This window comes from Citrobacter freundii ATCC 8090 = MTCC 1658 = NBRC 12681, assembly GCF_011064845.1.
Lineage (GTDB): Bacteria > Pseudomonadota > Gammaproteobacteria > Enterobacterales > Enterobacteriaceae > Citrobacter > Citrobacter freundii.
Map to the genome: position 1 here is coordinate 1,364,041 of NZ_CP049015.1, position 13,993 is coordinate 1,378,033.

The window sequence follows — 13,993 nt, forward strand, 5'->3', positions numbered from 1 at the left end:
CCGCCCCGCGTCTTCTTATTTCAGCTTTGACTGCGCCCAGATAATACCGCTGGCATATTCCGGCGGCAGCAGGGGGATAAGCGCTTCCAGTGTCGCGCTAAGGCGCGCGGTATCGCTGTCGCTCAGGTTCAGGTGACCCACCTTACGCCCTTCACGCACTTCTTTGTCATACCAGTGCAGGTGTACCAGCGGTAGCTTCAGCCAGTCGTAGTTCAGGTCGCTACCAATCAGGTTTACCATCACCGAAGGATTATTCACCACCGGCGTAGGTAACGGCAGGTTGGTAATGGCGCGCAGGTGCAGCTCAAACTGGCTGATGCTGGCGCCGTTTTGCGTCCAGTGTCCGCTATTGTGCACGCGCGGAGCCAGTTCGTTGATCAGCAGACCTTCCGGGGTGATGAAACACTCCATCGCCATCACGCCGACATAGCCCAGCTCCTGCATGATGGCGGAGAGCATCGCTTCAGCCTGTGCCTGCTGTCTGGCGTTAGCCTGCGGGAACACCACGCTGGTGCGCAGAATGCCGTCCTGATGCAGGTTATGAGTCAGCGGATAGAAAACGGTGCTGCCGTCATGCGCCCGAGCGCCAACCAGTGAGACTTCGCCAGAGAAGTTGATTCCCCGCTCGACGATGCACTCGCCATAGCAATCATCCGGCAGTTGTGCGGTTTCATTTGCGCGCAAACGCCACTGCCCACGACCGTCGTAGCCGCCGACGCGACGCTTGACGATCGCCAGCTCGCCGAGTTTGTCGAATACCGCAGACCATTCGCTTTTATCTGCCAGCAGTTGCCACGGCGCAGTCGCCAGACCGAGCTTGTCAAAAAGCTGCTTTTGCGTCAGACGGTCGGCAATAATCGGGAAGACGTCGCGGTTAACAAATGCCGGGTGGCGCGCCAGTTCGCGGGTGAGTGCCGTTTCCGGCCAGCGCTCAATCTCAGCGGTGATCACGCTTTGCTGAAAAGGGACAGCAGCCGGTTCAGCGTCCAGCCCGACGGGCCAGACCGCAATGCCCAGCGGCTCGCCGGCCTGACGCAGCATGCGTCCTAGCTGACCGTTACCGAGTACGCAGACCTGCTTCATGCCGCACCTCGCGGGTCCGGGTTTTCCAGCACTTCATCGGTTTGTGCTTTGCGCCAGTCGTCCAGACGCTGGTGTAATGCTTTGTCGTGTGTAGCCAGAATTTGCGCTGCCAGTAGGGCCGCATTGGCCGCACCCGCTTTGCCGATCGCCAGTGTTCCAACGGGAATACCGCGAGGCATTTGAACAATGGAGTAGAGGCTATCTACGCCGCTCAACGCTGCGCTTTGCACCGGAACGCCGAGAACTGGCACCAGCGTTTTCGCCGCAATCATGCCAGGCAAATGCGCTGCGCCACCGGCTCCGGCAATAATCACCTGATAACCGTTCTCTTCAGCGCTTTCGGCGAAGCTGAACAATTTGTCTGGGGTGCGGTGGGCGGAGACGACTTCAACATGATGCGGAACGTCCAGGATTTCGAAGATTTCGGCGGCGAACTGCATGGTAGCCCAGTCGCTTTTGGACCCCATCACGATGGCGACACGCGCCGGATTATTGCGGGAAGACATGCGTCTGAAAACTCCTGTGGTGCACTACACTCGACTTTTGAGGCCACAGAGAATAGCATAATTAACCTTCAAGGAAAACGATTGCGCGCTTTACACTTCACTCTTCAAGCTGCCTCTTTGTTGGCTGCATCTGCTCACCCTAGTCACTTACTTTTGTAAGCTCCCGGGGACTCACAGATTTGCCGCCTCGATGCAACTCGAATTGTTTTGTGTAAAGAGGAGCTGGATATCTGCAGAATTAAAACGGAAACGCGATTAGCTCAACGTCGCTGGGCGTGACTTTCACCATTGAGCCTTCGGTATGCCATGCGCCTAATACCACGCGGAAAGCGGGTTGCTCATTGGCCGTGAGTTCGTGGACAGCCGGACGGTGTGTATGTCCGTGAATTAACCACTGGACCTGATGTTTTTCCATCTCGTTAATCACGGCCTGCGGATTCACATCCATGATTTCCAGCGATTTACTGCTGTTGGCGGCTTTACTGTTGGCGCGCATTTTTGCGGCAATGCGCTGGCGAACAAACAGGGGCAGGGCGAGAAACAGCTTCTGTAGCCAGGGTTGATGTACTTTGGCGCGAAACGCCTGATAGCCTGCGTCGTCGGTGCATAAAGTGTCGCCATGCATGATCAGCACCTTGCGGCCATACAGATCGAGCACTTTTTCTTCGGGAAGCAAGGTCATGCCGCTCGCACGGGCAAAACGTTTGCCGAGCAGAAAATCACGGTTGCCGTGAATAAAAAAGCAGGGGACGCCGGAATCTGCCAGCGTTTTTATCGCTGCGGCCATTTCATGATGCAGCGGATTCGGGTCGTCATCGCCAATCCAGGCTTCAAACAGGTCGCCGAGAATGTATAGCGCATCGGCCTTGCGCGCATCGCCGGCTAAAAAACGCAGAAAACCGGCGGTGATCGCCGGTTCTTCTGTGCAGAGATGAAGATCTGCAATAAACAGTGTCGCCACGATTACTCGCTGACGGTCACGTTTTCGATGATAACGTCTTCTTTTGGCACATCCTGGTGCATACCGCTGCGACCGGTGGAAACGCCTTTGATTTTATCAACCACGTCCATGCCTTCAACAACTTCAGCGAACACGCAGTAACCCCAACCCTGCATGCTTTCACCGGAGAAGTTCAGGAAGTCGTTGTCAGCAACGTTGATGAAGAACTGTGCGGTTGCGGAGTGCGGAGCCTGAGTACGCGCCATTGCCAGCGTACCACGGGTGTTTTTCAGACCGTTGTTCGCTTCGTTTTTGATCGCTTCTTTCGTGGCTTTTTGCTTCATGCCTGGCTCGAAACCGCCGCCCTGGATCATGAAACCGTTAATAACACGGTGGAAAATGGTGTTGTTGTAAAAACCTTCGCGGCAGTAGTCCAGGAAGTTTTTAACTGTTTCAGGCGCTTTATCATCAAACGTTTTGATTACGATATCGCCGTGATTAGTGTGGAAAGTAACCATTTTTGCATCCTGTTCCGATAGATTGGTGCTTCGACCCCGTCAGGGGTCAGAGTTAGGGGTGTGTTATAGCATAACCGCAAGCTGTGATCACCTCGCAAAGTGTGCTGCTTCCGGTCTAAATTATGGGTATTATACAGACTTTACTATCCACACACGTCTACACGGAATCTTCGATGTTAAAAATCTTTAATACACTGACGCGCCAAAAAGAGGAATTCAAACCTATTCATGCCGGGGAAGTCGGCATGTACGTGTGTGGTATTACCGTTTACGATCTCTGTCATATTGGCCACGGACGTACCTTTGTTTCTTTCGACGTCGTCGCGCGCTACCTGCGTTTCCTCGGCTATAAGCTGAAGTATGTACGCAACATTACCGATATTGATGACAAAATCATCAAGCGCGCGAATGAAAACGGTGAAAGCTTTGTCGCATTGGTCGACAGAATGATCGCGGAAATGCATAGCGATTTCGATGCGCTGAATATTCTGCGCCCGGATCTGGAGCCGCGCGCTACGCACCATATCGCTGAAATTATCGAAATCACTGAGCAGCTGATGGCCAAAGGTCACGCTTACGTTGCTGATAACGGCGACGTGATGTTCGACGTGCCGACTGACCCGAACTACGGTCAGCTGTCACGCCAGGATCTGGATCAGCTGCAGGCGGGTGCTCGCGTTGACGTGGTTGATGTGAAGCGTAACCCGATGGACTTCGTGCTGTGGAAAATGTCCAAAGAAGGCGAGCCGAGCTGGCCGTCTCCATGGGGCGCTGGTCGTCCGGGCTGGCACATCGAATGTTCGGCGATGAACTGCAAACAACTGGGTAACCATTTCGATATTCACGGCGGCGGTTCGGACCTGATGTTCCCGCACCATGAAAACGAAATCGCGCAGTCCACCTGTGCGCATGACGGTGAGTACGTTAATTACTGGATGCACTCCGGGATGGTGATGGTTGACCGCGAGAAAATGTCTAAATCGCTGGGCAACTTCTTTACCGTGCGCGATGTGCTGAAATACTACGACGCCGAAACCATTCGCTACTTCCTGATGTCGGGTCACTATCGTAGCCAGCTCAACTACAGCGAAGAGAACCTGAAACAGGCGCGTTCTGCGCTGGAGCGTCTGTACACTGCACTGCGCGGTACCGACAAATCCGTTGCCCCTGCGGGTGGCGAGGCCTTTGAAGCACGTTTCATTGAAGCGATGGACGATGACTTCAACACGCCGGAAGCTTACTCCGTGCTGTTTGATATGGCGCGTGAAGTTAACCGCCTGAAGGGTGAAGATATGGCGGCGGCTAACGGTATGGCTGCGCATCTGCGCAAGCTCTCCAGCGTGCTGGGACTGCTGGAACAGGATCCGGAAGCGTTCCTGCAAAGCGGGGCGCAGGCGGATGACGGTGAAGTTGCTGAAATTGAAGCGTTAATCCAACAGCGTCTGGATGCGCGTAAAGCGAAAGACTGGGCGGCGGCTGATGCCGCGCGTGACCGTCTCAATGAGATGGGCATCGTGCTGGAAGACGGCCCGCAGGGCACCACCTGGCGTCGTAAGTAACTCTCTATATTGCCGGATGGCGGCTTACGCCTTATCCGGCCTACGATGGAATGATCGGTAGGCCTGATAAGCGTAGCGCCATCAGGCACTATTAATGACGTTTGTACCACCACAGCACACCCATCATCATAACGGCCGGCAGCCATACCCACATCAACTCCGAAGTTATTACCTGATGCCCATACGGTGTGGCGTAGCGTGATAGCGCAAACGGGGCGACTTTAATCACCTGCCACGGTGCAAAGAAGCGTTCATCCGACCACGGCCACAGCCAGCCGACGCCTTTGCCGCCTGTCGTAACGGAATCCAGCAGACTGTGTGACAGCAGTGAAACCGTCAGGAATAGCCAGCAGCGAATCAATCCCGCCTTAAACCATCGTCGGCCAATCAATACGCAGAGCAGCGGTACCACGAAGGCGAACAGCAGTGAGTGGGTAAATCCCCGGTGGCCAAACACATTGCCATAGGCGACACCGAACTTAAATGACAACACATCGGCATCTGGCAGCATAGCCAGAACGACGCCAGCAAACAGTAATCGTGGGGGGATGACTTTAAGTCCGAGACCTAACCCTAAACAGAGCGGAACGGCTGCGTGGGTAACAATAGTGGGCATGATGATCGCTTCGTGTGGAAAAACAACATGCTAACAGTTCACTGTGAAGCGGGGATGAAGTCATTATCTGAAAACGAGAGGGAGAAGTGGCCGGATACGGTGTTTACCTCATCCGGCACTTAGGGTCATGCCACGACGCTAATGCTGTGACCTTCAAAGCTCACGGTCTGTCCGGCAACGATTTTGCAGCGTTTACGCGTTTCAACAACACCATCGACCTTCACTAACCCTTCGCCAATAGCAATTTTTGCCTGGGCGCCGCTTTCGCTCCAGCCTTCCAGCTTCAGCAGATCGCAGAGTTCAACATGTGGGTGTTTACCCAGTGAAAATGTGGCCATCTTAAACGTCCTTTACATCATGATATTCAACACACGCCTGCAGCGTGTTTTCGATAAGTGTGGCGACCGTCATTGGGCCTACGCCGCCGGGGACCGGCGTGATATATGACGCGCGTGCGGCAGCATCTTCAAAGACCACATCGCCAACAACCTTACCATTCTCCAGACGGTTGATGCCGACATCAATCACAATCGCACCTTCTTTGATCCACTCGCCAGGAATAAAGCCCGGTTTACCGACGGCAACAATTAGCAGGTCAGCATGCTCAACGTGGCGACGCAGATCTTTGGTGAAGCGATGGGTGACGGTGGTGGTGCAGCCAGCCAGCAGCAGTTCCATGCTCATTGGGCGACCGACGATGTTTGAAGCGCCAATGACGACCGCATTCAGGCCGTAGGTGTCGATGTTGTAACGCTCAAGCAGGGTCACGATACCGCGCGGGGTACAAGGACGCAGGCGCGGCGCACGCTGACACAGGCGACCGACGTTATACGGATGAAAACCGTCAACGTCTTTATCCGGTGCAATACGCTCCAGCACTTTAACGTTGTCGATACCGGCAGGTAACGGCAGCTGTACCAGAATACCGTCAATGGTGGTATCTGCATTGAGCGTATCGATCAGCTCAAGAAGCTCCGCCTCGCTCGTGGTTTCGGGCAGGTCATAGGAGCGGGAGACGAACCCCACTTCGTCGCAGGCTTTGCGTTTACTCGCGACGTAAATTTGCGAAGCCGGATTGCTGCCTACCAGCACAACAGCCAGGCCTGGGGCGCGTAATCCAGCCGCTAAACGCGCCTGAACTTTTTGAGCAACCTCAGAGCGCACCTGCTGCGCAATCGTTTTACCGTCAATAATCTTTGCTGCCATCAGAGAGAGGATTCCGTCTGTTACGTTAAATCGAAGGGGATGCCACTATTTTGTCAGAAGCGGGACGTGCTGTCAGTTTTCGTTTGCGTTTTTATGTGCGCCAGGGCCGTCACGGGCTGCAAATGGTGTCAGCACAAAGGCTGAAGCCTTACGAATAAATAGTAAGCATGCTAATTAAAATTAACGTGAATGAAACATCTCATCACCCTGGGTTCTTTATGGGTAATGCTTCATAAACCAGACTGTTACGTACTATTACGGCGGCATTTAGGTAATATTAACCAAGACTTTTCTTAGATCCCATTAAGAATTAGCCAGGGCTATTAAAAGGATTTGCAGGTATTTTTCATTAATTGAAATGTTTAATTTATCGCTGTGACGAATAGTCATATTCGCGAAGGATAATTAGTAAATCAAATACTCAGGAGAGTCGGGGTAAAAGGTTAGCTAATTCTCTTGCGATATATATCTTTACAGGATGCAGAGATAATTAGCCTGACATTTAATGTCGATAATGAAAACGGATCCCGCAGGATGCTGGAGCCGGATGTGTGTAATTCAAGGGAAATCCATGAAACGTAAATTAATGACCTCTTCTGTTATTGCCAGCCTGATGTTAGTCGCAGGTGCTGCGGTTGCAGCCGATCCGGTAAGCGTGAGCGGCGGTACTGTGCATTTTGAAGGTGAACTGGTCAATGCAGCCTGTGCAGTCAGTACTCAGTCATCCGATCAGGTTGTTACCTTAGGCCAGTATCGTACTGCCAGTTTTGCCGCAGTAGGTGATACAACGGCACAAATTCCGTTCTCCATCGTGCTGAACGACTGTGACCCGAAAGTTGCCGCAACCGCAGCTGTGGCTTTCTCTGGTCAATCCGATATTACCAACAACAACCTGCTGGCTGTCACTTCTGCAGATAACGGTACCACTGCCAGCGGTGTCGGGATTGAAATTCTGGACAATACGTCCACCGCGCTGAAGCCAGATGGTGCCACCTTCTCTACCGCTCAGGCTCTGGTAGAAGGGACCAACACCCTGCGTTTCTCTGCGCGTTACAAAGCCACTGCCACCAGCGCTACGCCGGGTCAGGCAAATGCCGACGCGACGTTCATCATGAAGTACGAATAAGCCGTTTTGATTTGCGCAAGGATGACGTTCGCCTCACTGGATGAGGCAATTTCCGGGGATGATGAAGGATGCGGCAGATGATAGGGAAAGGCGTGGCGCTGGCGGGAATGCTGTGCGTACTGCCTGTGTTTGCACATACGGTAATACTGGAAAGTGGGCGCCTTCACTTACGGGGGCAGCTCGTCAATGGTGCCTGCACGGTCGCTACTGACAGCCAAAATTTGCGGGTGCAAATGGGGCAGTATCGCACCAATGCTTTCTCTGGGACGGGGAGCTTTGCCTCTACCAGCGTGCCGTTTTCACTGCGCTTAACGTCATGCAGCTCCGATGTTTATGACCACGTTGGGATTGCGTTTGCAGGCGTGACGCCAGCGGAAGATCCGCAGGTTTTCCTTGCCAGTGGAGATGCGTCTGCGGCTTCGGGGATCGGCCTGGAGTTATTTGACCAGCGCCAACGGCAAATTATTCCGAACGCGCTGCCGCTTCATTATGCGCCGATTATAACGCAAGAGATGACGTTTCATTTCACTGCTCGTTATCGGGCTGTCTCGGAAAATATAACGCCGGGAACGCTTCGTTCAGACGTGTGGTTTACGTTGGTTTATCCCTGATTTATTTCCCAACGATAATCACACCAAAGGTATTTGTAGCTATGTTTAATTATCTAAAATCAGGTTTTATCCTTTTACTGTTCTTATTTCCTGTTGCCAGTGTTCAGGCTGCCGGAGGCATTGCATTAGGCGCTACCCGTGTTATTTATCCAGCCGATGCCAAACAAACGTCACTGTCTATTAGCAATAGTGATACCAAAGAACGTTACCTGGTCAATTCATGGATTGAGAATAGCGCAGGTGTTAAAGAAAAATCGTTTGTGGTTACACCTCCGTTGTTTGTCAGCGAGCCCAAAAGCGAAAACACGTTGCGTATTATCTATGCAGGTGTTCCGTTGCCCAAAGATCGTGAGTCGCTGTTCTGGATGAACGTAAAAGCCATTCCGTCAGTCAATAAAAACAGCCTTGAGGGCAAAAACGTTCTGCAACTGGCGATTCTGTCCCGCATCAAGCTTTTCGTCCGTCCGAATAATTTGCCGCAAATCCCGGAAGATGCCCCGGGGATGCTGACGTTTTCCCGTTCAGGCAACCACCTGAAAATTAACAATCCGTCAGCGTATTACGTCACGTTGGTCAATCTCAACGTGGGGAAAACGAAGGTCGATAACGTGATGGTTGCACCGAAAAGTGATGCGCAGGTTCTGTTGCCAACAGGCGTGCAGGGCAACGTTACGTTCCAGACGGTCAATGATTATGGCGCTGTGACCCCGGCCCAAACGGTTAGCGTGCGTTGAGATAACGATGAATAAGACAACGTATTTTCCTGGCCTGTTACCGGGGGTTACGCCACCGCTGGCGGGGGTGGCGTTGTCCACGCTGGCGGCGCTCTTTCCCTCTTTAAGCCATGGTGAAAGCTATTTTAATCCGGCCTTTTTATCTGCGGATACGGCAACCGTGGCGGATTTATCACGTTTTGAAAAAGGTAATCACCAGCCTGAAGGTGTTTATCGCGTGGATATCTGGCGCAACGATGAGTTTGTGGCTACTCAGGATATTCGTTTTACGACCAGCGCGGGAAAATCCGGGGAGAAGTCCGGTGGGCTGATGCCGTGCTTTGGGCTCGACTGGGTGAAGCGCCTTGGCGTCAATATCGCCGCGTTTCCGGCACTCAGTAAGGATGCGAACGATACCTGCATCAATCTACCAGAGGCGATTCCAGGCAGCGAGATTGCGTTTGATTTTTCTACCCTGCGACTAAACGTCAGCCTGCCGCAGGCGTCGATGTTAAACAGCGCGCGTGGCTATATTCCACCGGAAGAGTGGGATGAAGGCATCCCGGCTGCGCTGGTTAACTACAGTTTCACCGGCAGCCGCGGGAGTGATACGGACAGCTATTTCTTAAGTATGCTCAGTGGCCTGAACTATGGCCCCTGGCGCTTGAGAAATAACGGCGCATGGAGCTATTCCAAAGGTGACGGATATCACTCACAAAGCTGGAAAAACATCGGCACATGGCTTCAGCGCGCGATTATCCCGCTGAAGGGCGAGCTGGTGATGGGTGACAGCAACACCGGCAACGACGTTTTTGACAGCGTCGGATTTCGCGGGGCGCGGCTCTATTCCTCAGACAGTATGTATCCCGACAGCTTACAGGGTTACGCGCCTACCGTTCGCGGTATTGCGCGAACAGCGGCAAAGCTAACCATTCGTCAGAATGGCTATGTGATTTATCAAAGCTATGTTTCACCGGGCGCTTTCTCGATAACCGATCTCAACCCGACGTCATCCAGCGGTGACCTTGAGGTGACGGTGGACGAAAAGGACGGCAGCCAACAGCGCTATACGGTGCCGTACTCCACGGTTCCCTTGTTACAACGAGAAGGGCGTTTCAAATATGACGTGGTCGCAGGGGATTTTCGCAGCGGCAATAGCCAACAATCTTCTCCATTCTTTTTCCAGGGAACATTAATTGCTGGGTTACCAGAAGGCTACACCGCTTACGGCGGTACGCAGTTGGCCTCACGCTACACGGCGGTGGTTTTAGGCACCGGCCGAAACCTGGGGGACTGGGGGGCGGTTTCTGTCGATCTGACCCATGCCCGCAGCCAACTGGCGGATGACAGTACGCACCAGGGGCAGTCATTGCGTTTTCTATATGCGAAATCGCTGAACAATTTTGGCACCAACTTTCAGTTGTTGGGATATCGCTACTCTACGCGTGGTTTCTATACCCTCGACGATGTGGCGTATCGCAGTATGGAAGGCTATGAGTACGAATACGACAGCGAGGGCAATCGCCACGATGTGCCCGATGTGAAGAGTTACCACAACCTGAGCTACAGCAAAAAGGGCCGTTTCCAGATAAACATTTCGCAGAATCTGGGGGATTACGGATCGCTGTATGTCTCGGGTAGTCAGCAAACGTACTGGAATACCTCAGACACCAATACCTGGTATCAACTGGGCTATGCCAGCGGCTGGCAAGGTATTAGCTATTCACTCTCCTGGTCGTGGAATGAATCGGTTGGCATCTCCGACACCGACCGTATTGTCGCGTTCAATATGTCAATACCGTTCAGCCTGCTGAGCGGACGGCGCTACTCGCGAGATAGCGCCTTCGATCGCACCTACGCCACCTTTAATGCTAACCGTAATAGCAATGGACAAAACAGTTGGCAGAGCGGGATCGGCGGTACGTTGCTGGATGGACGCAACCTGAGCTACAGCGTGAATCAGGGGCACAGCAGCACCAATGGCTACAGCGGAAACGCCAGTGCCAACTGGCAGGCGGCCTATGGCACGCTGGGCGTGGGATACAACTACGATCGCGATCAGCATGACTACAACTGGCAACTCTCTGGCGGCGTGGTAGGGCATGCGGATGGCATTACGCTCAGTCAGCCTCTGGGTGATACCAACGTGCTGATTAAAGCGCCTGGCGCACAGGGTGTGCGGATAGAAAACCAGACCGGCGTTCAAACCGACTGGCGTGGATACGCGGTGATGCCGTATGCCACCGTCTATCGCTATAACCGTGTCGCGTTAGACACCAATTCCATGAACAACAATACCGATGTGGAAAATAACGTCAGCAGCGTAGTACCAACGCAAGGGGCGCTGGTGCGAGCTGCGTTTGATACACGAATCGGTGTGCGGGCGCTGATTACCGCCAAACATGCCGGTAAACCCGTGCCGTTTGGCTCTATTGTGCGGGAAAACACCAGTGGCGTGACCAGTATGGTGGGCGAAGACGGGCAAATTTATCTCAGTGGTCTGCCGCTAAAAGGCGAGTTGCTGATCCAATGGGGGGAAGGCGCAAACGCTCGCTGCGTGGCGCGCTATGCCTTGCCTGAGGAGAGTCTGAAACAGGCGGTGACGCTCACGAACGTGACGTGCGAATCTCCAACGGCACGACAGGAATAATACGATGAAAAGACAAACGGGTTTGTTACTGGGAAGCGCTTTACTGCTGATGGCACATTCGTCATGGGCGACGGTCTGCCATAACTCGAATGGCACGCCAACGGATGTTTTTTACGATTTGTCGAATGTCTTTAACAGCAGCAACAACCAGCCGGGACAGGTTGTAACGTTACCGGAAAAATCGGGCTGGATTGGCGTGAATGCCACCTGTCCGGCCGGAACGTCGGTGAATTACACCTACCGAAGCTATGTCACTGAACTTCCGGTGCAAAGTACCGAGGGCGGTTTTCAGTATCTGAAGCTCAATGACTACCTGCTGGGAGCCATGAGCATCACCGACAGCTATGCCGGGTTGTTTTATCCTCCGCGTAATTATATCCGCATGGGGACTCACCCCAACGTATCGAAACAGCAGCCTTTTGGCGTAATGGATTCAAAGCTGGTGTTTAAACTCAAAGTGATCCGCTCGTTTATTAACATGGTTCCGATTCCGCGGCAGACGATGTTCAGCGTCTATGTCACGACCAGTACCGGAGATGCGCTAAGCACGCCGGTGTACACTATCAGCTACAGCGGTAAGGTGGAGGTTCCACAAAACTGTGAGGTGAACGCCGGGCAGATTGTTGAGTTTGATTTTGGCGATATCGGCGCATCGTTGTTTAGCAAGGCGGGGGCAGGAAACCGGCCCGAAGGCATTAATCCGCAGACAAAAACCGTGGCGATAAAATGCACCAACGTCGCCGCACAGGCCTACTTGACCATGCGTGTAGAGGCTGAGAAAGCCACCGGAAAAATGATGGTTTCTGACAACCCGGATTTAGGTTTTATCGTCGCCGATAGCAGTGGTAACCCGCTGACGCCTAACAATTTGTCCAGCAATATCCCATTTCAATTGGATGATAACGCCGCAGCCAGGGTCGGTATTCGGGCATGGCCGGTCAGCGTGACGGGGAATAAACCTACCGAAGGGCCTTTTACGGCTCGTGGTTATCTGCGAGTGGATTATGACTAACAAGCAAACGCCATTCGCAGGGGCGCTTCTGGCGATGGTGTCCCTGCTAACATTCAGTTCGTTGGGCCATGCCTCCTCGTCGCTGGGGGAAATCAATATTGAGCTGCGTGGCAACGTGGTGGACTTTACCTGTGCGGTGATTGCCAGCGACAGCAATAAGTCGGTGGAGTTGGGGACCTGGCCGACAAAGCAGCTTCAGACCAGCGGAGATACCACTCAACCGGTCGCGTTTACGCTGAAGCTTGAAGGTTGCCCGCCGGGATCCGCATCGATAACGTTTTCCGGTACTCCGGCTCCGGGCACGACGCTGTTGGCGCTTGATGATGCGGTCATGGCACAAAAGGTGGCGATTGAACTGCACGACAGCGATCGTACGCGATTACCGCTCGAACAGGCGAGCCAGGCCGTGGGGATTGATGAGAACGGCAATGCCACGCTGACCTTTTTCGCCAACTATATCGCGTTAGCCGATGGAGTTCAGCCTGGCGTCGCCAGGGCTGATGCCACGTTTATGATTAACTATAACTAATCAATAAGCTGATAAAATGCTCCCGAACGACATCTCGCCGGGAGTGTTATTACATTAACTCATGCATTTTTGCATAATCGATCAGCTCAACGATGGTGTGCAACCCGAGCTTGGAGTAGATATTCGCCTTGTGAGCGCTAATCGTTTTATTGCTGAGTAACAACTGTTCAGCAATTTCCTTATTGGACAGACCGTTTGCCAGATAACGCAAAACCGTAACCTCGCGGTTAGAGAGCGGCATGTCATTCAGCACACCTTTTTGTGCGTTTATATTGTTAATGAAATTAAGGGTGTCCGACGGGAAAAAAGAATATCCCGATAAAATCATTTTTACTGCATTGTAGATATCATTGAGATCCTTTCGTTTACTGACAAAACCATTTGCACCGGCCCGGATAGCACGCCCGGCATAAAAAGACTCCGATTTGGAAGAGAGAAACAGCACCCGAGTTTTCTCCTGCAGAGACTTTATTCTCTTGAGTAATGTAAATCCATCCGAACCAGGTAGTTCAATATCCAGGATGACAAGATCGACCGGGTATGTGCGCAGGTGTTCTATTGCCGTACGGCTGTCGTCGGTTTTCAATACTACCTGAATATTACTGTTTTTCTCGAGTAGTACTTCTATCGACATTCTGACAATAGGGTGTTCGTCCATAATGATAACGGATGCTGGTTTCATTGTTGTATGCCTCAAACTGTTTGCGTATCTTGCGAATTTGATAAAACATCAGGCGTTATAATATTGTCAAATAGCCAAGAATTGTTCTGCGGGAAAACCGAATAAATATTATTTCATCCTTGTTTATTCGGTTGTTCTTCTGCAGAACAATGAATTTGTGGAAAATCCATTTCACACCGGGAAAACTAACAATTAATCAGGAAACTGTGGGGATTATACCTGCTCTGTTCTTTCGGAAAAGA

Annotated in this window: 15 protein-coding genes; 7 read left to right on the top strand and 8 right to left on the bottom strand. The window is 52.5% G+C overall.

The features are described from left to right. Positions 1–15: 15 nt before the first annotated feature. From purK to ppiB, 4 genes are all read right to left on the bottom strand, one after another. On the bottom strand, positions 16–1,083 hold the full coding sequence (gene purK, locus G4551_RS06545) for a 5-(carboxyamino)imidazole ribonucleotide synthase (protein ID WP_003835757.1): 1,068 nt from the start codon (positions 1,081–1,083) through the stop codon (positions 16–18). Next, on the bottom strand, positions 1,080–1,589 hold the full coding sequence (gene purE / locus G4551_RS06550) for a 5-(carboxyamino)imidazole ribonucleotide mutase (RefSeq protein WP_003835756.1): 510 nt from the start codon (positions 1,587–1,589) through the stop codon (positions 1,080–1,082). Before purE ends, purK begins: the two co-directional genes overlap by 4 nt. A 238-nt stretch (positions 1,590–1,827) precedes the next feature. Then, positions 1,828–2,550 carry a UDP-2,3-diacylglucosamine diphosphatase gene (gene lpxH, locus G4551_RS06555; RefSeq protein WP_003835755.1) on the bottom strand — a complete coding sequence of 241 codons (723 nt, stop codon included), beginning with the start codon at positions 2,548–2,550 and terminating at the stop codon, positions 1,828–1,830. A 2-nt stretch (positions 2,551–2,552) separates the two neighbouring features. Beyond that, complete coding sequence (gene ppiB / locus G4551_RS06560) at positions 2,553–3,047, bottom strand: peptidylprolyl isomerase B (RefSeq protein ID WP_003021875.1); 495 nt, start codon at positions 3,045–3,047, stop codon at positions 2,553–2,555. A gap of 173 nt (positions 3,048–3,220) precedes the next feature. Here ppiB and cysS point away from each other — a divergent pair, with 173 nt between their 5' ends. Beyond that, positions 3,221–4,606 (top strand): cysteine--tRNA ligase, encoded by a 1,386-nt coding sequence (cysS, locus tag G4551_RS06565; protein WP_003835754.1) that lies wholly within the window; start codon positions 3,221–3,223, stop codon positions 4,604–4,606. Positions 4,607–4,697: 91 nt separating this feature from the next. Here cysS and G4551_RS06570 read toward each other — a convergent pair whose 3' ends face one another. The 3 genes from G4551_RS06570 to folD all read right to left on the bottom strand — a co-directional run bounded on the left by G4551_RS06570 (position 4,698) and on the right by folD (position 6,428). Continuing rightward, positions 4,698–5,222 carry a metal-dependent hydrolase gene (locus G4551_RS06570; protein ID WP_003835753.1) on the bottom strand — a complete coding sequence of 175 codons (525 nt, stop codon included), beginning with the start codon at positions 5,220–5,222 and terminating at the stop codon, positions 4,698–4,700. A gap of 125 nt (positions 5,223–5,347) precedes the next feature. Next, positions 5,348–5,560: a ribosome-associated protein YbcJ gene (gene ybcJ, locus G4551_RS06575; RefSeq protein WP_003021885.1), complete on the bottom strand. Its 213-nt coding sequence runs from the start codon at positions 5,558–5,560 to the stop codon at positions 5,348–5,350. Between the two features lies 1 nt (position 5,561). Further along, a complete protein-coding gene (gene folD / locus G4551_RS06580) occupies positions 5,562–6,428 on the bottom strand; it encodes a bifunctional methylenetetrahydrofolate dehydrogenase/methenyltetrahydrofolate cyclohydrolase FolD (RefSeq protein ID WP_003021887.1) in 867 nt (288 codons plus the stop codon). Positions 6,429–6,999: 571 nt separating this feature from the next. Between folD and fimA the strand changes: the two genes are divergently transcribed. The 6 genes from fimA to sfmF all read left to right on the top strand — a co-directional run bounded on the left by fimA (position 7,000) and on the right by sfmF (position 13,069). Continuing rightward, positions 7,000–7,554 (top strand): type 1 fimbrial major subunit FimA, encoded by a 555-nt coding sequence (gene fimA / locus G4551_RS06585; protein WP_003835752.1) that lies wholly within the window; start codon positions 7,000–7,002, stop codon positions 7,552–7,554. 77 nt (positions 7,555–7,631) lie between these two features. Beyond that, positions 7,632–8,165, top strand: coding sequence for a type 1 fimbrial protein subunit FimI (gene fimI / locus G4551_RS06590; protein WP_003835751.1), 534 nt, complete (start codon positions 7,632–7,634; stop codon positions 8,163–8,165). A 41-nt stretch (positions 8,166–8,206) separates the two neighbouring features. Continuing rightward, positions 8,207–8,899, top strand: coding sequence for a type 1 fimbria chaperone FimC (gene fimC, locus G4551_RS06595; protein ID WP_003835750.1), 693 nt, complete (start codon positions 8,207–8,209; stop codon positions 8,897–8,899). A 7-nt stretch (positions 8,900–8,906) separates the two neighbouring features. Next, on the top strand, positions 8,907–11,528 hold the full coding sequence (locus tag G4551_RS06600; protein ID WP_003835749.1) for a fimbrial biogenesis usher protein: 2,622 nt from the start codon (positions 8,907–8,909) through the stop codon (positions 11,526–11,528). Positions 11,529–11,532: 4 nt separating this feature from the next. Beyond that, positions 11,533–12,540, top strand: a complete 1,008-nt coding sequence (gene fimH / locus G4551_RS06605; RefSeq protein WP_003835747.1) for a type 1 fimbria D-mannose specific adhesin FimH — start codon at positions 11,533–11,535, stop codon at positions 12,538–12,540. Positions 12,541–12,574: 34 nt separating this feature from the next. Beyond that, on the top strand, positions 12,575–13,069 hold the full coding sequence (gene sfmF / locus G4551_RS06610) for a fimbria assembly protein (protein ID WP_085951539.1): 495 nt from the start codon (positions 12,575–12,577) through the stop codon (positions 13,067–13,069). Positions 13,070–13,118: 49 nt separating this feature from the next. Here sfmF and fimZ read toward each other — a convergent pair whose 3' ends face one another. Continuing rightward, complete coding sequence (gene fimZ, locus G4551_RS06615) at positions 13,119–13,751, bottom strand: fimbria biosynthesis transcriptional regulator FimZ (protein WP_003021902.1); 633 nt, start codon at positions 13,749–13,751, stop codon at positions 13,119–13,121. Between the last annotated feature and the right edge of the window lie 242 nt (positions 13,752–13,993).